At 48.2% G+C, this 18,604-nt stretch carries 21 protein-coding genes; 17 read left to right on the forward strand and 4 right to left on the reverse strand.

Annotated elements, in window-relative coordinates:
- The 11 genes from Q0991_RS22420 to Q0991_RS22470 all read left to right on the forward strand — a co-directional run.
- Window positions 1-184: putative PEP-binding protein (locus tag Q0991_RS22420; protein WP_299492785.1), on the forward strand; the 184-nt coding region annotated here is incomplete at its 5' end.
- Window positions 185-346: 162 nt separating this feature from the next.
- The gene (gene atpD / locus Q0991_RS22425; RefSeq protein ID WP_299492788.1) at window positions 347-1,795 is read left to right on the forward strand and encodes a F0F1 ATP synthase subunit beta; all 1,449 of its coding nucleotides are present in this window, start codon (window positions 347-349) and stop codon (window positions 1,793-1,795) included.
- The gene (locus Q0991_RS22430; RefSeq protein ID WP_299492790.1) at window positions 1,785-2,180 is read left to right on the forward strand and encodes a F0F1 ATP synthase subunit epsilon; all 396 of its coding nucleotides are present in this window, start codon (window positions 1,785-1,787) and stop codon (window positions 2,178-2,180) included. Before atpD ends, Q0991_RS22430 begins: the two co-directional genes overlap by 11 nt.
- A gap of 14 nt (window positions 2,181-2,194) precedes the next feature.
- Entirely contained in the window at window positions 2,195-2,509 is a 315-nt protein-coding gene (locus tag Q0991_RS22435; protein ID WP_299492792.1) for an AtpZ/AtpI family protein, read from the forward strand.
- Entirely contained in the window at window positions 2,502-3,731 is a 1,230-nt protein-coding gene (locus Q0991_RS22440) for a cation:proton antiporter (RefSeq protein ID WP_299492794.1), read from the forward strand. Before Q0991_RS22435 ends, Q0991_RS22440 begins: the two co-directional genes overlap by 8 nt.
- Window positions 3,728-4,063, forward strand: a complete 336-nt coding sequence (locus Q0991_RS22445) for an ATP synthase subunit I (protein ID WP_299492796.1) — start codon at window positions 3,728-3,730, stop codon at window positions 4,061-4,063. Before Q0991_RS22440 ends, Q0991_RS22445 begins: the two co-directional genes overlap by 4 nt.
- Before the next feature lie 147 nt (window positions 4,064-4,210).
- Entirely contained in the window at window positions 4,211-4,915 is a 705-nt protein-coding gene (locus Q0991_RS22450; RefSeq protein ID WP_299492798.1) for a F0F1 ATP synthase subunit A, read from the forward strand.
- Entirely contained in the window at window positions 4,908-5,195 is a 288-nt protein-coding gene (locus Q0991_RS22455; protein ID WP_010476590.1) for a F0F1 ATP synthase subunit C, read from the forward strand. Before Q0991_RS22450 ends, Q0991_RS22455 begins: the two co-directional genes overlap by 8 nt.
- Before the next feature lie 2 nt (window positions 5,196-5,197).
- Window positions 5,198-5,989: a F0F1 ATP synthase subunit B gene (locus tag Q0991_RS22460; protein ID WP_299492804.1), complete on the forward strand. Its 792-nt coding sequence runs from the start codon at window positions 5,198-5,200 to the stop codon at window positions 5,987-5,989.
- Between the two features lie 3 nt (window positions 5,990-5,992).
- The gene (locus Q0991_RS22465; RefSeq protein ID WP_299492807.1) at window positions 5,993-7,534 is read left to right on the forward strand and encodes an alternate F1F0 ATPase, F1 subunit alpha; all 1,542 of its coding nucleotides are present in this window, start codon (window positions 5,993-5,995) and stop codon (window positions 7,532-7,534) included.
- Between the two features lie 58 nt (window positions 7,535-7,592).
- A complete protein-coding gene (locus Q0991_RS22470) occupies window positions 7,593-8,507 on the forward strand; it encodes a F0F1 ATP synthase subunit gamma (RefSeq protein ID WP_299492809.1) in 915 nt (304 codons plus the stop codon).
- Between the two features lie 7 nt (window positions 8,508-8,514).
- On the opposite strand, the gene Q0991_RS22475 is transcribed toward Q0991_RS22470, so the two are convergent.
- The 3 genes from Q0991_RS22475 to Q0991_RS22485 form a co-directional block, all read right to left on the reverse strand.
- A complete protein-coding gene (locus Q0991_RS22475; RefSeq protein ID WP_299492811.1) occupies window positions 8,515-8,838 on the reverse strand; it encodes a DUF3122 domain-containing protein in 324 nt (107 codons plus the stop codon).
- On the reverse strand, window positions 8,838-9,083 hold the full coding sequence (locus Q0991_RS22480; protein ID WP_299492813.1) for a DUF3122 domain-containing protein: 246 nt from the start codon (window positions 9,081-9,083) through the stop codon (window positions 8,838-8,840). The genes Q0991_RS22475 and Q0991_RS22480 overlap by 1 nt, the downstream gene beginning before the upstream one ends.
- Before the next feature lie 334 nt (window positions 9,084-9,417).
- Window positions 9,418-9,864, reverse strand: coding sequence for a DUF4278 domain-containing protein (locus Q0991_RS22485; protein WP_299492815.1), 447 nt, complete (start codon window positions 9,862-9,864; stop codon window positions 9,418-9,420).
- A 261-nt stretch (window positions 9,865-10,125) separates the two neighbouring features.
- Between Q0991_RS22485 and Q0991_RS22490 the strand changes: the two genes are divergently transcribed.
- Complete coding sequence (locus Q0991_RS22490) at window positions 10,126-12,504, forward strand: response regulator (protein WP_299492817.1); 2,379 nt, start codon at window positions 10,126-10,128, stop codon at window positions 12,502-12,504.
- A 247-nt stretch (window positions 12,505-12,751) separates the two neighbouring features.
- Complete coding sequence (locus Q0991_RS22495) at window positions 12,752-13,594, forward strand: polysaccharide deacetylase family protein (RefSeq protein ID WP_299492819.1); 843 nt, start codon at window positions 12,752-12,754, stop codon at window positions 13,592-13,594.
- A gap of 88 nt (window positions 13,595-13,682) precedes the next feature.
- Here the strand turns inward: Q0991_RS22495 and Q0991_RS22500 are convergent, their stop codons facing one another.
- A complete protein-coding gene (locus Q0991_RS22500) occupies window positions 13,683-14,201 on the reverse strand; it encodes a universal stress protein (RefSeq protein WP_299492821.1) in 519 nt (172 codons plus the stop codon).
- Window positions 14,202-14,570: 369 nt separating this feature from the next.
- Between Q0991_RS22500 and Q0991_RS22505 the strand changes: the two genes are divergently transcribed.
- From Q0991_RS22505 to Q0991_RS22520, 4 genes are all read left to right on the forward strand, one after another.
- Entirely contained in the window at window positions 14,571-15,644 is a 1,074-nt protein-coding gene (locus Q0991_RS22505; protein ID WP_299492823.1) for a universal stress protein, read from the forward strand.
- Between the two features lie 68 nt (window positions 15,645-15,712).
- Window positions 15,713-16,225, forward strand: a complete 513-nt coding sequence (gene hoxE, locus Q0991_RS22510) for a bidirectional hydrogenase complex protein HoxE (RefSeq protein ID WP_366525046.1) — start codon at window positions 15,713-15,715, stop codon at window positions 16,223-16,225.
- Window positions 16,226-17,881, forward strand: a complete 1,656-nt coding sequence (nuoF, locus tag Q0991_RS22515) for an NADH-quinone oxidoreductase subunit NuoF (protein WP_299492827.1) — start codon at window positions 16,226-16,228, stop codon at window positions 17,879-17,881.
- Between the two features lie 130 nt (window positions 17,882-18,011).
- Window positions 18,012-18,542, forward strand: a complete 531-nt coding sequence (locus Q0991_RS22520) for a transporter substrate-binding domain-containing protein (protein WP_299492830.1) — start codon at window positions 18,012-18,014, stop codon at window positions 18,540-18,542.
- The last annotated feature ends 62 nt before the right edge of the window (window positions 18,543-18,604 follow it).

Genomic DNA, 18,604 nt, shown 5'->3' on the forward strand with positions numbered 1-18,604 from the left:
TGCTGTTGCCAAGGCTAAGGAGCGCAAAATTGGCATCTGTGGTCAGGCCCCCAGTGACTATCCCGAGTTTGCCCAGTTCTTGGTGGAGGAAGGGATTGACTCCATCAGCCTTAACCCAGATACGGTACTTAAGACTCGGTTGGCCATTGCCCAAGTTGAAGACCAGTTGAAATCTACCCACTGACCTTAAATTCGGGCTAGCACCAGACAGTCAGGAGGTGATGGCATGCGGTGTCATGGAGCGTTGATTCATTCCGGATGCCCTCACACTTTCCTCAAGATTCAGCACTAAAACTCGAATCAACGGTGTCAACACTTCTATCAGACAGATTGCAGTTAGCAAGCTATGCTTCCGTCTCCAGCGATATCTTTAGCGACATCCTATTCTCCTTGTCAGGGAAAGGTTGTCGCGATTAGGGGGAGCGTGGTTGATGTACACTTCTCCGATGAAGTGCCACCCCTCCGCCACTTGTTGAGAGCAGGTCCCCAAGCTCAGATTGCAATTGAAGGACTCACTTACTTAAGCGCCAACCTGATAAGAGGAATTGCCCTCACACCCACCCAGGGGTTAGCAAGAGGGGCACAAGTAATCGATACAGGACAGCCGCTCCAAGTGCCCGTCGGAGAGCATTTGTTGGGTCGTGCGTTTAATGTCTTCGGAGATCCCATCGATGGATTGGGTCCTTTAAAGGGTATGAAGCGATCGCTCCATGGGCAGGCCGTCCCGCTGCATCAACGCACCACGGGGACCGATATTTTGGTCACTGGGATAAAAGCGATTGATCTGCTAGCACCACTGGAACGAGGGAGTAAAGCAGGGTTGTTTGGTGGGGCAGGTGTGGGCAAAACGGTCCTGATTACTGAAATGATTCATAACATCGTTAGCCGCTATGACGGGGTCAGTATCTTTTGTGGGATTGGTGAACGTTCCCGAGAAGGAGAAGAACTTTACCGCGAGATGAAAGCTGCTGGCGTACTCAACAACACAGTGATGGTGTTCGGCCAAATGAATGAGCCTCCAGGGTCTCGCTTCCGTGTTGGTCATGCAGCCCTAACCATGGCCGAGTACTTTCGAGACCAAGCTCATCGGGATGTTCTCTTGATGATTGATAATGTCTTCCGCTTTATCCAAGCGGGTTCAGAAGTGTCTGGATTGATGGGGCAGTTACCCTCCCGAGTTGGTTACCAACCCACCCTCGCCACGGAATTAGCAGAGTTAGAAGAACGAATATGCAGCACGGCTCATGGGGCCATTACCTCTGTGCAAGCCGTGTATATCCCTGCTGATGACCTGACGGATCCCGCTGCCGTCCATACGTTCTCTCATCTATCGGCGTCTATCGTTCTCTCTCGCAAGCGAACGAGCGAGGGATTGTATCCAGCGGTCGATCCGCTACAGTCAGGGTCCAAAATGTTGACGCCTAGTGTTGTCGGTCAACGCCATTATCAAGTTGCACAAGCAGTGCGTAAGACCTTGGCAGAATATGAAGACCTTAAAGACATTATTGCCATGCTGGGTTTGGAGGAACTTGCCCAAAACGAACGCCAAACCGTTTATCGGGCGAGACGGTTAGAGAGATTTCTAACCCAGCCATTTTTCACAACAGAGCAATTTTCTGGGATTCCAGGGAAAATGGTCAGCCTTGATCAGACCCTAACGGGGTGTGAAGCCATTTTGGATGATAAGTGTTCTGGCCTGTCGGAACAAGCGCTGTACATGATTGGTGCAGTCGATGAGGCAGAGCTAGAGCACCAAGAGAGAGAAGCCGAGGAGGTGGAGGAAATTGGCCAATAGTGGACGCCTGCAGATCAGGATTTTTTTGCCCCATGTCATCCTGATGGAGCAGCCAGTGATGAAGGTAACAGCCGAGTCTGAGCAGGGTGTATTTTGTCTTTTGCCCCATCACATCGACTGCTTGGCAATCCTAGTTCCTGGAATTGTCTCCTTAATCACGGAGCAGGGGAATGAATGTTTTGTGGCTGTGGATGAAGGCATTTTAGTGAAGTGTGGCCCAGAGGTGAGAATTTCTACTCGCAATGCTATCCAGGGAACTGATTTAGGCAGTCTAAAACAACAAGTTGTTCAGAATTTTCGTCAAATTGATGAGAAGGAACGCCTCACCCGATCTGCCCTCGCTCAGCTAGAAGCCAGTTTGGCACGTTACTTCAGTAGATTGTAAAGACGGAGTTGCGGATGGAGAAGTCACGGCTACCGAAGGACTTAAATCAAGTGGACAAGCATGGTTTTCAGAAGCAGGTTGAGAATAAAGTCAACCGCAAGCTAAAGGCTCGACACCAGAAAAAGAGCGTCTGGTTTGGTCTCGGACTGTTTGGGTTAGTGGGGTGGTCAGTGGCAATTCCAACGCTATTGGGGATTGCCCTCGGAATTTGGCTCGATAATCATGTCCCCAGCCGCTATTCTTGGACCTTAACCATGCTGGTAGTGGGTGTGGGATTAGGGTGTCTCAACGCCTGGTATTGGATCAAAAAGGAAAGTCACCATGAGTGAAACTATTCTCCTTTATTTAGTTTTACTCGTAGGGACAACAATTGTTCTTGCCATCCTTTTTAAAGCAGGGGCTGAACGGCTAGGTATCCCTCCTTTAGTGGGATATTTATTGCTAGGTTTTGTTTTGCAACTTCTGGATATTCGCGGATTACTAACCTCCGAGGTGGTCTTGGAGGTCTATAGTTTTTTAGCTGAGTTAGGCATTATTTCTCTATTGTTCCGCGTGGGCTTAGAATGCAATCTCACTGGATTATTGCGTCAGTTACCTCAAGCTTGCTTGCTCCTCGTCGGTGATGTGATTTGTAGTGGTTCACTAGGTTTTATCACGGCCTATTTCCTTTTGAATTTATCTCTGGTTGCCAGCCTATTTATTGGCATTGCCTTGGTCGCAACCAGTGTAGGGATTTCAATTAGCGTTTGGCAAGATTCCCAGGCCCTTAATTCCATAAATGGAGAGTTGTTACTAGATATTGCGGAAATGGATGATATTGCGGCTATTATCCTGATGTCTTTATTATTCTCCCTTGCGCCTTCCTGGCAGCAGGGAACTGAAATCAAGTTTCTGCCGCTTTTGGAAACCATTATTGGGCCTTTTTGCTTAAAGGTGATAATTTTTAGCACCTTCTGCTTGATCTTTTTTCGCTATATTGAGCAGCCCTTAACTCAATTTTTTGAGCGCATAGAACCGGCCCCCGATCCGATGCTGATGGTTGCCGGAACAGGCTTCGTCATTGCTGCTATAGCAGGGCTTTTAGGTTTCTCAGTTGCGGTTGGAGCCTTCTTTGCCGGACTGGCATTTAGCCGAGATCCTCACGCGGTTAGAATCGATGCGTCTTTTGGCACACTCTATGAATTTTTTGTGCCGTTTTTCTTTATCAATATTGGTCTACAGATACAGTTCCCAGACCTGGCAACCACAGTTGGTATCAGCCTAGTTCTGCTCAGTGCTGCCCTGCTGGGCAAACTGATGGGAGTCGGAGGATTACTACTCCTGACTCAAGGTGGCCTTTCTAGCGCAGCGTTACCCGGAATCAGTATGATGCCTCGCGCCGAAATTACGATGGTGATCCTGCAACGAGGACGTGACTTGGGCACTTGGGCCGTCTCTACCCAGATCTTTGCGGGTATGACCTTGGTTGCGATCGCAACCTGTATTATCGCGCCGATGCTGTTATATCCGTTACTCAAGCAATGGCCCCAACTTCAGGAGGTTGAAGCATGAATAGTCATTCCCCTGCCCTATTCACCTCCTTAATTTTAGGGAGTAGCTTAGGACTCCTTTACTTCGGTGGACTATGGATCACGATTCTCCGGTTTAACCGCACCACTCAACCCATCCTGTTGATGTGGAGTAGTTTTCTACTCCGTCTGGGCACGGTTTTAGGGGTGTTTCACCTCATCCTTCAGAACGGTGTGAGCGATCATCTGCTGGCCCCTCTACTGCTGACATTTCTGGGATTTCTTGGGGCTCGAAATCTCTTAATTTCCAGCATTATTCCTCTGCCTAAAAAGATCAGGAAGGGCAGAAAAGACGTTGTGAATTATGAATTATAAGTTCTGAATTAATGAGTTTTTCTCAATACTCTGTATCGCAAAGAAGTTTGACCGAAAGGCTCAAACATAGCTTTCTCGACACTGCAAAACCCAGAATTTATTGTTGTTATCACTTTTTAAAGTTTCTTGGTATGGAGCCCAAATGTAATGCATCTAACACCAGATCAATCCATTTTTTGGCACTGGGGGATGTTCTCTCTCAACGCCACGCTGATCTTCACTTGGCTCGTTATGGGGGTGTTGGTGGTTGGCTCATGGCTCGTGACCCGACACCTCTCTGCCTCGACTCAGATCTCCCGGGGACAAAACTTGTTGGAGGTCATTGTGTTGGGCATTAGAGATCAGATTCAAGAAATCATTGACCAACCCGCAGCCCCGTACTTACCGTTTATCGGCACCTTATTTATCTTTATTGCCTTATCGAATCTGCTGAGTGTTATCCCCGGTTACCAACCGCCGACGGGGTCCTTGTCTACCACAACGGCTCTGGCTCTTTGTGTCTTTTTCGCTGTCCCCCTCTATGGTGTTCAGAAGAAGGGTGTGCGGGGTTACTTACAGCAGTACTTGCAGCCAAACCCCATCATGCTGCCATTCAATATCATTGGGGATTTCTCCAGAATTGTGGCCCTAGCCGTCCGTCTGTTTGGCAATGTCATGAGTGGAACGATGATCGTCGGCATCCTACTGTCGGTCGCTCCCTTGTTTTTCCCAGTCATGATGCAGGTCTTGGGGCTCTTAACGGGCGTGATTCAAGCCTATATTTTCGCCATTTTAGCCATGGTTTTCATTGCAGCGGCGAGTCAAGTGGATCAGCGCAACTCTCAATCAGATAGTGAGGTCTCCCATGGATAATATTGCTCTTGTGGGCATGGCTTCGATTGTGATCTCTGGACTCACCATCGCCATTGGCTCCATCGGTCCAGCGCTGGGGGAAGGTCGAGCATTATCCCAGGCACTAAGCGCCCTGGCGCAACAACCCGATGAAGCCAATACCATCACCAGAGTGCTGTTTGTAGGCATGGCATTGGTTGAATCGACCGCCATTTACTGCTTTGTGATTACATTAATTCTGATTTTTGCCAATCCATTTTGGACCTATGTGGTGGAGCAGGCCAGCACCAATGGAGGATAACCATGTTGATTGATCCACTTACCGTGGTGGCCCAAATCATTAATTTCCTGATTCTAGTGGCCTTACTCAGACGGTTTCTCTACGCTCCGATCACTCAGGTGATGAAAAAGCGAGAACGGCTGATTGCTCAACAGTTACAGGACGCTGCTCATCAGCAAGAAATTGCTCAGCAAGAAGCTGAACGGTGGCGTCAGATGCAGCAATCCTTAGAACATCGCCAAGCCTCGTTATTAACCCAAGCGCAAGACGCAGCAGACGAACATCGGCATCAGTTGTTGCAGCAAATTCGGGACGAAGTTGATAGTACCCAAACTCAATGGAGAGAGGCCGTCAAGCGTGAGCGCCGCGTGTTTCTAAGTGTCCTACAGCAGCGGGCAGGACAGCAGCTAGCTGCAACCCTTCGATGTATTCTTCAAGATTTGGCAAGCGCCAATTTAGAGCAACAAATCGCGGAGGCTTTTATTACTCGCCTCAACCATTTACCTTTCTCAGAGCAAGGGGTGCTGGAAACATCCTTATCCAATGCAAGGGGACAGGAACTCGTTATTTCCAGTACATTTCCAATGCCGGAAGACCGCAAAGCCCAAATTCTTGCGGTCCTCCATCAGCACGCTCCTGCGATGGAATCGAGTGTTTACCAGTTTGTAACCATTCCAGACTTGATTTGTGGGATTGAACTCAAGATTCCAGGATATAAGCTGGCTTGGACGATCGAGCAATATCTTGAGCAGTTGGAGGTGAAGTTAAATCAGGTATGGGATGGCATGGAAAAATCATGGGTTGAGCAGGGGTAGACCATGGAGGCTCCCAAACTCGATATTTTGAAACCTGTACTCCAACACATCTTTGCGGCCTTTGAACAGGTGGAAGGTCAGTATCCATTCGAGTTGCAGAGTCAGGAAATTGGCATTGTGACTTCTTTAGGTCATGGTATCGCCCGAGCGACTGGCCTGTTGCAGGTGCAATCGGAGGAGTTAGTCAAATTTCCCGGCGATCGGATGGGGCTAGCCTTCAACTTAGATCCAGATGAGGTGGGTTTGATTTTGTTGGATGATGGACATTCCCTGAAGGCAGGGTGTGAGGTCCAGCGCACAGGCCGGGTTTTGGATGTCCCTGTAGGAGAGGGTTTACTGGGTCGAGTCGTGGATGCAACCGGTCGTCCGTTGGATCAACGAGGATTAGTGACTGCGCAAGAACGACGCCCCGTTGAACGGGAGGCTCCTGCCATCATGGACCGGGCTCCTGTAACCGTGCCCCTTCAGACAGGCATTAAGGCCATTGATGCTCTTATTCCTATTGGTCGGGGACAGCGGGAACTGATTGTTGGTGATCGGCAAACGGGAAAAACTGCGATTGCCGTCGATACTATCCTCAACCAAAAAGATCAGGATGTGATTTGTGTGTATTGCGCCATTGGTCAGCGCAGTTCTGCCGTGGCCAAGCTAATTGCTGAGCTTCGCAATCGTGGGGCGATGGATTACTGCATTGTCGTGGTAGCGGAGGGGGAAGCCTCACCCGGCCTGCAATATATCACCCCCTATGCTGCGACCACGATGGCAGAGTACTTTATGGAACAAGGGCAAGATGTGTTGATTGTTTATGACGATCTGATTCAACATGCCCGAGCCTATCGTGAGCTATCGCTTCTATTGCGCCGCCCGCCGGGACGGGAAGCATTTCCAGGAGATATTTTTTATATTCATGCTCGGCTGCTGGAGCGGGCGACGTGCCTGCGGCCTGAGTTAGGGGGAGGCTCTCTAACGGCGTTGCCCATTGTCGAGACGGAAGCCCAAAATCTATCGGCCTATATCCCCACGAACCTAGTCTCAATTACAGATGGACAAATCTATCTCACCCCTGATTTGTTTCAAAAGGGAATATTCCCTGCCGTTGATGTGGGCAAATCGGTTTCCCGAGTCGGAGGCAAAGCCCAGCTTCCTGCTTACCGAGATGTTGCGGGCGATTTACGACTGTCCTACACGCAGTTTGAAGAATTGGAATCTTTTGCTCGGTTTGGAACCCGTTTAGAAGAATCCACTCGGCAATCTTTAGAGCGAGGTCGTCGGGTGCGTGAAGTGCTGCAACAACCTCAATTTCAGCCTTTACCCGTTGCAGAGCAAATTGCTGTAATGCTAGCGGTGACTCAGGGACAGTTTGATCCCGTGCCCATTGAGCAAGTGTCCCAAGCCCAACAGCTTATAGGAGAAGCGATACGACGGGAGCTACCGAATATTTGCGATCGCATCCAGAATGCAGGGCAGTTAAGTGAAACGGATCGGGAGACGTTGCTGAACTGGATCGCCAACCACATATCAAAGGACCCAGACAATGAGTTGTGATGACTGAATCTAAAGGCCTGCCCTATGCCCTGAGATCCATCCTTTGATGATGTCCGCAATGACTTCTCAACATTCATACCCGGCCATTAACATCATGCAAACCCTAGAAACCCTTAAGCGAAAAATTGCCAGCACTCAGGAATTGCAGACCGTTGCTAAAACGATGAAAGCTCTAGCCGCCGCCAATATCCGTCAGTATGAACAGGCTGCCAATGCCCTTCAGCACTACCGCCAGACCTTGGCGATGGCGATACAAATTCTCCGAATAAATTATCCGGATACGTTAACTCACTTGAGACCCCGTGCGCAACCTCGTTTGGGAATAGTGATTTTCGGTTCGGATCAGGGGATGTGTGGTCGCTTCAATGAGCAGTTGTTAGAGATGGTGATTCAACACCTAGAGCAGCACTCTTCTCAAGGTGAGCAACCCCTTCTGTTAGGGATGGGAGCCCGAATTTGCGATCGCATCATCGATCAGGGTTACGCCATCGAACGAGATCTTTCGGTTCCAACCTCAGTTGACGGCATTACATCTAAGGTACAAACGATCGTTGTCCAGCTTGAACAATGGCGCACCCAATGTCAGGTAGACCAAATTTGGGTGTTCCATAATCAACCCATCCGTGGTCATACCAGTACTCCCCACCGACAACAGCTCTTTCCCCTTGAATTTGACCTTGGTCACCCCCCCTCCTGGCCGACTCGCTGTCGCCCGATGGTCTTCCTGAGTCGGGAGCGATTGTTCTCAGCCATCTTTCGGCAGCATTTTTTTGTTGCCCTCTATCAAGCCTGCGCTGAGTCCTTAGCCAGTGAAAATGCCAGTCGCTTGACCTCAATGCAGTTAGCTCAAACCAATATTGCTGAACATTTGACAGAGCTACAAGCTGCTTTTCAACAACAACGCCAAACTAAAATTACGGAAGAGTTACTGGATATTGTGTCAGGATTTGAGGCCCTCAACCAACCCCACTAGACCCCCACTAGTGGGTCAAGGCAGGGGCCGTGAGCGGTTCACAAAGGATATCTGCACAAGTCGCCACCGTTTGCCACTCTTGCACCACTTGAGTGGGTACTTCAACCTGAATGGACTTCATTCCCTTTGTCGGAATAAACAGGTCAAGGGCAGCGTCTAACTCAGGCACAATGGATTGGAGATTATACTGGGCAACGTTGGAGCCAGGGAGGAGTTCAGTATACAAAGACTCAGGGAGACTCTTCACTTTCACGGTTTTTCCATGAGACGTGATCAGGGTAAGAGGCTGAGAATGATCGATATCTACAAAGCCAGGGCAGCCAGCTAGCATCAGGTCAATCCTAGGGGGCTAGCAAAACCCACATATTTGGATGCGACGACCAACCAATGATTCCCTTGTTGATCGGGTAGATCTTGTCGAGATTGATAGAGCATCTGGCCTTGTGATTCTCTCGTCATACTTACTTCTGCGATCGCAGATAAACCGATCCTATTGCCCATATTGGTCAAGAGCAGCAGCACTAAGGTACTGATCAATAACAACAAGAAAAGACCTCTACGAATCCAAACTCTCATTTGTCTATTCCTCGATTTATATTGATGTAGAGGGTTGTGAATGAGGTTGATAGTGGACCCTAGAAAATCTTACAAGAGTATTGCCAGCAACGTTCTAATAACATGCGCTGCTGTTCAATTTCACATTCCCTGACATAGCAACGTTCCAGCAGCTCTCTGTCATCCGTATGAGAAAACATCAAGAGGTTTAGAAACCAGTTAGGCTTAAACAGAGACTGATTCAGGTAAAGCCAAATCATCATCATCAACCTCGTGAAGGTATATTTGGGTCTCATCGGGTTACGACCTCCAACGTTTCATTGTGCTGAATGACGCCAACTGGGATTCAAAATCCCTAACTCATAGCAGCATGGCTGCGTTCATAAGTCATTCGAAAGCTCGGATGGACTTTCCCTTGAATATGATTCCAATATTTCGAGGGATCTACCTTAAGATGAATCTCCGATGTCGCCCGACCGAGCATACTTTGCTGGCGGTGCTTAATAATTCGATGATGATCCATCATTAACCACCGGGCTTCTTCAGCGACTGACACCCAATCAGCTCCAACTGTCTCAGGTTGGCTTGCCCCTTGTGATTGAGGAGTATCCGTCGGCGATTCACCGGTATGATACGCCACACCACGATAGGTGAGATCAGCACTGTCTTGGGGGATAGGGGGCTCCTGCAGATTTCGGCGCGGGTAAGTTGATCCACGATATTTGCCTACGCCAGCGCTGTGGCCATAGTTAACCACTGGAGGGCGATAGTCGTAATCAATGCCTCTATAGGTCAGTTTCATGGTCTCCTCTCCTTTAGGAAGTTCCCGATAACCTCTTACTTAAAATCTATTGCGAGGGTCTGAGGAGCTTGTGAAGAATGGTTGACACCTCAATCTTCACAAGCTCCTCAAATTCGGAGAGCTGGATCAATCGGATGGATAAAGGAGTTGGGCAAATACCCTTCTATAAGTGTTGTTCTCCGAACGGTTGCTAGTCCGATTTGCCGTTACTCTGAAGAATAAGGATTGAATCCGTTACCCCAGCTCCCTAGGAGGATTACAGTGAGAATCCTAGTTGTGGAAGATGATGAGTTAGTCGCTGAAGCGTTGCAAACTTTACTCGTCGAGTTAAATTATGCCGTTGAGCTAGCAACAGATGGCCAGACCGCGGTAGAATTGGTCGAAGCATTCGAATACGATCTCATCCTTTCAGATGTAATGTTGCCTAGACTGGATGGGGTTGGCCTTTGCCAACAGTTGCGATCTCAAGGCTATCAAATTCCGATCTTGCTACTCACGGGCAAAGATAGCAGCCATGATCGTGCGATTGGACTTGACGCTGGGGCAGATGACTACGTCGTTAAACCGTTTGATCCAGAAGAATTAGCGGCTCGGGTAAGGGCCTTACTTCGCAGAGGGGAAGCCATCAAACCCCCAATCTTGAAATGGGAAAACTTACAGCTAGACCCCAGGGCATGTGAGGTCAAATATCAAGATGTTCTCCTCAAACTCACTCCCAAAGAGTATGCCCTCGTAGAGTTATTGATGCGGAATACCCGCCGTGTATTTAGTTGCGGCATGATTTTAGAACATGTATGGACCTATGAGGATACACCTGGAGAAGAAGCAGTCAGAACCCATATCAAGGGTCTCCGCCAAAAATTAAAAAAATCGGGGGCACCCACGGACTTGATTGAAACGGTTTATGGCATTGGGTATCGCCTGAAACCACTATCAGAACTTCATAACAATCAAGGGACGTCTGCTCAACCCCCAGAAGTCAAAATTAAGCAGCAAACCATGAATGCGATTGCTGATATTTGGATTAAGTTTCAGCCCCGCATCCAGGAACAGATCAATCTATTAAACCAGGCTGCAGCAGCAGTGACTGAGGGTTGCTTGAATGATGAATTGAAGCAATCGGCTCAACAAGAAGCCCATACCTTAGCCGGTGGATTAGGGACCTTTGGTTTATCGAAAGGGTCCCAGTTAGCGCGTGAGATTGAACATCTGTTGCGATCTCATTCAACCCTCGATTCCAAACAATCTCTGCAGTTTCAGCAGGATGTTGAGGCACTAAGGCGGGAAATAAATTATGCTAGCCAACCTGCCACTCAAGTGACCTCAGACCGTCAAGATGAATTGGGGCAATGGGTTGTTCTAGTGATAGATGCTGATACCTCTTCCCGAGATGCTCTAGCGACGGAGGCTCGTCAGCATCAGATCCGATATCTAACGGCAGAGAGCATTGACCTGGCACGAGACCTCATTCAGGAACAGTCCCCGCATCTCATCCTCTTTGATCCAGCAGGCCAGTCTCCAATCCAAAGCCTAACCTTTTTAGAGGCTTTATTGTATCTTCCACTCCCCATTCCAGTCTTGATCTGGACAGTGGATGAGGAACGGTATCAAGAGATGGCTAAAGCCTATTCTAGCGGCCAACAACCGATCTCAAAATCTATCCCCCTTCAACAAGTGTGGGATCGGGTTGAACACACCCTGCAAAGTAAGGGTGGGAAAGAAGCCCGGATCCTGATTGTGGATGATGACCTACAAATATTGGAGACCGTTGCGGCCCTATGTAAACCCTGGGGGCTTGAGGTGGTCGGACTTGCCGAGCCGACTCAGTTTTGGGATACGCTGACCAATTCTCCACCAGATCTGTTGTTGCTCGATGTAGAGATGCCCCAAATTGGCGGGATAGATCTGTGCAGGGTTGTTCGCAATGATATCCAATGGGAGCAGTTGCCCATCATTTTCTTAACTGCTCATACGGAGGCTGATGTGGTCAACCAAGTTTATGCTGCAGGGGCAGATGATTTCATCAGCAAGCCCATTGTCGGACCAGAACTGGTGGTCCGTATTCTCAATCGTTTAGAACGAACTCGGTTGCAACGTCGTCTTTCCACCATTGATCCTTTGGCCAGAGTGCTCAGCCGCCACGAGACGACCCATGCCTTGGAATTGCTGTTGAGTGAGGTGGCACATCAACCGCGGAACATGTGTCTCGCCATTCTGGAAATTGAACGTCTGCAGCAGATTAATGATTGCTTTGGTTATGCGGTAGGCGACAGTATCCTGAGACAGTTTGCTCAAGCGTTGTTAGGGTTGGCATCTTCGGAGGATGTAATTGCTCGTAGGGGTGGGAACCAATTCTTAGTGGGGTTGTTGGGAGCCACCAAGACTGAGGGATGCCAAAGGGTTCAAGACTTCTTGGATGCTGTCCATAGGACCCCCTATTCTATACCCGATGGCACCAACATTCAGATAACCTGTAGTGCAAGTGTGGTTCATTGTCCTGAGGACAGTCAAGATTTTCAAGATCTGTGCATTTTGGCTGAAGAGACGTTGACCGAAGCCAGAGCATTAGGGTGGGGGCAAGTTCGCATTGCCAATCAGTCCATGCCCCTCCCAACCAAACTGTATGCCGAGAATGGCTAGCTAGAATAGAGATAAGACCGTCTGCTGGGCGTTTGGCTAAGATCATGAGCACCCTGTGAACCCCTTAAAACCAGGGGCATCAGCGCTTGTCAAAAGTCCAAGACTGTTCTGATCCCACTGAAAATTTCAAAGACTCTAGTTGCACATCCTTGGATGAGTAACTATTGCACTAGAAATGTTTAGGCAAAATCTACGAGTCGATACCTTCAAACACCAGCTTGCTGCACTAGTTGGTGTGAGTTTACTTATGGCAGTTTATCCCTTCGGACGTCAGATCAATCTAACCACTCCATGGGGTAAAAACCCTCCTGTAGAGAGGGTTACTGTACCATTGGATGAGCGTCACTCCAGCATTCATAATGCTCAGCCCCTCAAGCTAGCCCCAAATGAGCCCCCCTCCACTTGTTCACGAATCCCGACCCGATTTCAAGGACAAACCATTCATGGGGTACAACTCCCCGGCTATCAAAAAGCGATCGCCCTCACGTTTGATGATGGCCCTTGGCCCAATAACACATCAACTGTATTGGGTATCCTTCAGCAACACCATGTCAAAGCCACTTTCTTTGTATTAGGTAGCAATGTCGCTCAATATCCTCACTTACTCCAACAGATTGCGACGGCAGGACATGCAGTTGGCAATCACTCCTGGAGCCATGGCTACCAAGATCACAGCTTTGAACTGGCACTGACCGAGATTCAGCAAACTACTGATATTGTTGAAAAATACACTGGACGCAAAACGGTTCTATTCCGTCCCCCTGGTGGATTTCTGGATAATGGTTTAGTGGCCCAAGCTAGTATTCAAAAGATGGTTACTGTCTTGTGGACGATTGATGATACCTATGAGGGGTCTGTGGATCTAGCGGTGCAAAATGTCATTCAGAATGCAACATCTGGAGGCATCGTACTGATGCATGATGGCGGGGGTAATCGCGACTTAATGATTGAAGCTCTGCCCTTTGTGATCTCCGAATTAAAAAAACAAGACTACCAACTCGTCACAATCCCACAACTGTTAAGTTTGACAGAAACTCGGGTCAGGTCGGAGGATACCATCAATTGCAAGCCTCACGACCATCTGAATTGAGGATACTGCCCCCCATGGAGCAGAGCCCGAAAGGATCGCGAATGTGAGATAAAGTTGTGATCGCAGGTATTTTACCCGTTCAGACCGTTCAATTAGAGTCTTCTGGAACAACTGTTTCTCCTTGAATGACCAAGACAGAACAAGGGGCATGGTGGACGATATGGTTGCTGACACTCCCCAGAAAAAGTTCCTTGAACCCAGTGCGACCATGGCGTCCAACGATAATCAAATCAGCGTGCCATTCTTTAGCCCGTTTGCAAATCTGAGGTCCTGGATTGCCTAATTCAGACTCAAAGGTTGCCTTTGTGCCTTGCTGTTCTGCTTTAAGGCAAAATTCTTGCAGCCATTGTTTGGCTGCCGCAATTTGTGCTTCCCAGGCTTGTTGTGCCAACTCGTAATCCACAGCAGATGGAGAAAGGTAACCTGATGCTAAAGGGGTCCCTACGGGTGAGATCGTTGAATTACCCAAAGGATTAATTTCTGCATCTACACTATGAAACAGCTTTACCTCAGCTGTATGTAATTTTGCTTCTACTAATGCCTGCTCATAAACTGCAGATTGAAGGAAGGAAGTATCTAGTGCAACCAAAATACGATGGTATCTCATCAGGATTCCTCCATAGAAATAACAACCGTCTGGACAGTTTCCATCAACCCCTTATATCTACATGGTAGAGCTTTATCTTCTTGTGAGTCACTCAACTTCGCACTTAACTGGTTGCTATCAATCGTCCCGAGATTGTGCAATATACTGAACGGTTTGAGTACCCCCTTTGACAAGGGCTCGTAATTTTCTCTTGACACGAATGTCTGGGGTGTAACATAAGCTCATGTTTTCCTCATTATCTTGCTCTATAACCCTAAGCAGGAAAAGCCAAGAATAGATGTTTGGGTTGGTCTTCCCTTCTAGAAGTTCGACGGAAATTAGATTGATAAGTAGATACTTAACCGGAGCTTGAGACTCTGGGAGGTTGTCATGTTAAAAAAAATCCTGGTGGCTCTAGATCACTCCGACTTTAGTCAGCAAACCTTTATGCAATCCGTGGTTTTAGCCAAGGCAACCCATGCAAAGCTCATGTTATTTCATGTCATTTCTTCCACTGAGGAGGGATATCCGGTTTTGCCTCTGATACCAGATATATTGGAAGATTATGACCTGTCACAGACTGAGGTTACAACCTCATATCTTAAAGACTTAGATGTCTTCAAAGCGAACAGTCTAGAGTTACTTAGATCTCGATCCAATCAAGCGAAAGAACAGGGTATTTCTGTTGTCTATCAACAATCTATAGGAGATCCAGGCAGGGAGATTTGTGAAATAGCCCGACAATGGAACGCTGATACGATCATTATCGGACGTCGCAGTCGAAACCTTCTCAGCAAACTCCTCTTGGGCAGCGTTAGTAACTACGTCACGCACCATGCTCCTTGCTCGGTCTTGATTGTCCACCACCAAGAGGTGCCAGAGTTCGCCCCTCAACAACCTATAGATACCCTAGAGGCGAATCAACCGTCTACTGAAGAATGGCGCGAAAAGTTGTTGTACCGAAGTATTCTAGTAGCCATTGATGGAAGCAGCATTAACCAGCAGATCTTTAACGTGGCAGTAAAAATTGCAAAGACAATGTCCACGGCTAGGTTGATGTTGCTGCATGTCTTGCCACCTGATGTTGCCAAAGTTCCCATTTCTAGTGCCCCTCCAACCGCTTTTGCTCAGCAACGGCTGGATGACTATCCTAGTTTGCGCGATGACATCCTCTACAGCCAGCAACGACAGTGGAATGCCTATGATAGTGATTGCTTACCCCAATTGCGGTCCTATACCGCGATCGCAAGAGAAGCAGGTATTCCGGCTGAATTTATCCAACAACCTGGATCTCCCGGTGAAGTCATTTGTGAATTTGCCAAAAACCGATCATCAGACTTAATTCTAGTAGGTAATCGGGGTCGTTCTGGACTCAGGGAAATGCTTCTTGGCAGTGTGGGGAAATATGTTGCGAACCATGCGTCCTGTTCCGTGATGGTAGTTCGTCCTCAGCAACCGGCATGAAGATAAAAGACTTGCTCTGAGAACATTGCAGAGATATCCAATAACCGTAGAGTTCAGGGAGTCAAACTATTGTGGATGGCAAACCTCATCCCAGTGGAGATCAGCGTTTTAGGGTGCTAGAGGCAACGATGAAACGTCATCAATATCAGCCCAATTCACTGATTGAAGTTTTGCATAAGGCTCAGGAATTGTTCGGGTATTTAGAACGGGACATCCTATTACATATTGCTCACAGTTTAAAGTTACCCCCTAGTCAAGTCTATGGTGTAGCCACCTTCTATCACTTTTTCTCGCTAACACTTTCTGGACGCCATACCTGTGTGGTTTGTATGGGAACGGCATGTTTTGTCAAAGGGGCTGCATCACTCCTGTCAACAGTGGAACAGATCGCTCACATTCAAGCTGGGGAAACTACCCAAGATGGAGGCTTGTCACTCAGCACTGCTCGTTGCTTGGGGGCCTGTGGGAGTGCTCCTGCTGTGGTATTGGATGGTCAAGTGGTTGGCTATCAAACCTCAGAAATATTGGGTCAGCAAGTCACACAGATGATGGACCATTCTCAATCTAAGGTCGCAACATAAATGGATTTACAAGAACTACAAACCCTCGCTGAGCGAGAACAAGAAATTCTTGATGCTCCCTGCATCCGCTGCTGTACGGTGGGGGGCTGTTTATCCGCCAATGCCTTAGCAGTAAAAGAACAAATCGAAGTTGAAATCGCAACTCAAGCCCTCAACCCTCCAATTCAAGTACGGGGGGTGGGCTGCATGGGACTGTGTAGCCGAGGTCCCCTAGTCCGACTAGACCCCACAGGCATTCTCTACGATCAAGTGACCCCCGAAGACGCCCCTGAACTGGTCCACGCCTGCCATAAAACCCTCCAACCCCATCTGCCCAAAGCCTTATCAAATAATGCTCCGCTCCAACCCTCCTCTTATCAGCCCCGACATCACCCTTTCTTCACCCTCCAACACCCCATCGTCCTTGAAAACAGTGGTCACATTGACCCTAAGGAAATCAAGGAATATATGGCCCAAAAAGGTTATCTAGCCCTTTACCAAGCCCTTTACGATATGACCCCCAGTGAAGTAATTGATCAGATTACTCAAAGTGGTCTTCGAGGGCGAGGCGGAGGCGGTTACCCCACAGGCTTGAAATGGTCAACAGTAGCCAAAATGCCCCCTGGACAAAAGTATGTGATTTGCAATGGTGATGAGGGAGACCCGGGTGCCTTTATGGATCGCAGTGTCTTAGAAAGTGATCCCCATCGGGTGTTAGAGGGGATGGCAATTGCAGCCTATGCTGTCGGTGCTAACCAAGGCTACATCTATATTCGGGGTGAGTATCCCCTCGCCATCAATCACCTCGAAACGGCCCTGCGTCAAGCTCGCAAGCAAGGTTTACTCGGCAGTCAAATTTTTGAGTCTTCCTTTGACTTTCGGATCGATATCCGCATTGGTGCGGGGGCCTTTGTCTGTGGTGAGGAAACAGCCCTAATGGCCTCCATTGAAGGGAAGCGTGGATTACCTCACCCTCGACCACCTTACCCTGCTGAATCTGGACTCTGGGGTTGTCCAACATTGATTAATAATGTGGAAACTTTTGCCAATATCGCTCCGATTATTCGCAACGGGGCTGAATGGTTTGCTGGGATTGGTACAGACAAGAGCAAAGGAACCAAAGTCTTTTCCTTAGCGGGCAAGATTCAAAATACCGGCTTGATTGAAGTACCCATGGGTACCTCCCTGCGCCTAATCGTTGAACAGATGGGCGGGGGTGTCCTTGATGGAACGGCTAAAGCAGTGCAAACGGGTGGCCCCTCAGGGGGCTGCATTCCCGCCCATGCCTTTGATACGCCCGTAGATTATGAATCACTAACCCGTTTGGGGTCCATTATGGGGTCTGGTGGCATGATTGTCATGGATCAGGCCACCAATATGGTGGACGTAGCTCGTTTCTTTATGGAGTTTTGCATGGAAGAGTCCTGTGGCAAATGCGTTCCCTGTCGGGCAGGAACGGTTCAGCTTCACCAGTTACTCACAAAAATCTGCGAGGGGAAAGCAAGAACAGAGGATTTAGAGTCATTGAACCAACTTTGCGAAATGGTCAAGGATACTAGCCTGTGTGGCCTTGGAAAATCTGCCCCCAATCCTATTCTTAGTACCCTACGTTTTTTCAAAGATGAGTACTTAACGCTTATGCATAATGAGGGTTCTGGCGATTATCACCCCCCATAAGATAGCGTCAGACTTGGGATTAAGACTGTTGAGTTTTGTCAGTGCAGAAACGATTTAACTTAACATTACAGAACTCAAAAAATGTCCTACTTTTTCTATAAACTTAGTCCGAATAATTCTGAATATGAGCATGCAACATCCTGTTGATCCAAGCCGCTTCCCTCATCCCGGGGTAAAGTTATGGGAGCGAGGCGTTAGGCTGACTTTGCTGACCACTCTTTGTAGTCTCTTCACCATAGCTGGCCCTCAGCTTGCTTCTGCGGAAACGGTCCTTGAAAAAATAGATCGTACCGGCACAGTAACCGCTGGAACGAACAAGAATACCCTTCCCTTTGCCTTCCAAGATGAGCAAGGGCAATTTCAGGGGTACTCGATTGAAATGCTGAAACAGATACAGGCCCAATTATCGAAAAAACTTGGTAAAGAGATTGAACTCAAGCTTATTGCACTGACCCCCAACGATCGAATTCCCAAGTTAATCGCAGGGGAAGTAGATATTGTCTGTGATGCTAGCAGCTATACCTGGGAAAGGGATAAGGATATAGACTTTTCCGTCAGCTATGGTTTGACAGGGACACGTTTGCTGATTAAGAAAGGGGAAAAGGCATGGGAGCCTGAGATGTTGCTCGTTCTAACGGATTCTGGGGTCTCTCAAGAATGACCTTCTCTACGCCCATTCATAGATATGCTGATGGACAAGTTGTTTAGCCAGTTTTCGTGATA

Origin of the sequence: Acaryochloris sp. IP29b_bin.137, assembly GCF_028285745.1 — a bacterium.
GTDB lineage: Bacteria > Cyanobacteriota > Cyanobacteriia > Thermosynechococcales > Thermosynechococcaceae > Acaryochloris.

Bases quoted from the DNA above. Each gene is read 5' to 3' on its own strand.
- atpD (WP_299492788.1), top strand. From the start codon at position 347: ATGCTTCCGTCTCCAGCGATATCTTTAGCGACATCCTATTCTCCTTGT.
- Q0991_RS22435 (WP_299492792.1), top strand. From the start codon at position 2,195: ATGGAGAAGTCACGGCTACCGAAGGACTTAAATCAAGTGGACAAGCAT.
- Q0991_RS22440 (WP_299492794.1), top strand. From the start codon at position 2,502: ATGAGTGAAACTATTCTCCTTTATTTAGTTTTACTCGTAGGGACAACA.
- Q0991_RS22445 (WP_299492796.1), top strand. From the start codon at position 3,728: ATGAATAGTCATTCCCCTGCCCTATTCACCTCCTTAATTTTAGGGAGT.
- Q0991_RS22450 (WP_299492798.1), top strand. From the start codon at position 4,211: ATGCATCTAACACCAGATCAATCCATTTTTTGGCACTGGGGGATGTTC.
- Q0991_RS22455 (WP_010476590.1), top strand. From the start codon at position 4,908: ATGGATAATATTGCTCTTGTGGGCATGGCTTCGATTGTGATCTCTGGA.
- Q0991_RS22460 (WP_299492804.1), top strand. From the start codon at position 5,198: ATGTTGATTGATCCACTTACCGTGGTGGCCCAAATCATTAATTTCCTG.
- Q0991_RS22465 (WP_299492807.1), top strand. From the start codon at position 5,993: ATGGAGGCTCCCAAACTCGATATTTTGAAACCTGTACTCCAACACATC.
- Q0991_RS22470 (WP_299492809.1), top strand. From the start codon at position 7,593: ATGACTTCTCAACATTCATACCCGGCCATTAACATCATGCAAACCCTA.
- Q0991_RS22475 (WP_299492811.1), bottom strand. From the start codon at position 8,838: ATGCTAGCTGGCTGCCCTGGCTTTGTAGATATCGATCATTCTCAGCCT.
- Q0991_RS22480 (WP_299492813.1), bottom strand. From the start codon at position 9,083: ATGAGAGTTTGGATTCGTAGAGGTCTTTTCTTGTTGTTATTGATCAGT.
- Q0991_RS22485 (WP_299492815.1), bottom strand. From the start codon at position 9,864: ATGAAACTGACCTATAGAGGCATTGATTACGACTATCGCCCTCCAGTG.
- Q0991_RS22495 (WP_299492819.1), top strand. From the start codon at position 12,752: ATGGCAGTTTATCCCTTCGGACGTCAGATCAATCTAACCACTCCATGG.
- Q0991_RS22500 (WP_299492821.1), bottom strand. From the start codon at position 14,201: ATGAGATACCATCGTATTTTGGTTGCACTAGATACTTCCTTCCTTCAA.
- Q0991_RS22505 (WP_299492823.1), top strand. From the start codon at position 14,571: ATGTTAAAAAAAATCCTGGTGGCTCTAGATCACTCCGACTTTAGTCAG.
- nuoF (WP_299492827.1), top strand. From the start codon at position 16,226: ATGGATTTACAAGAACTACAAACCCTCGCTGAGCGAGAACAAGAAATT.
- Q0991_RS22520 (WP_299492830.1), top strand. From the start codon at position 18,012: ATGCAACATCCTGTTGATCCAAGCCGCTTCCCTCATCCCGGGGTAAAG.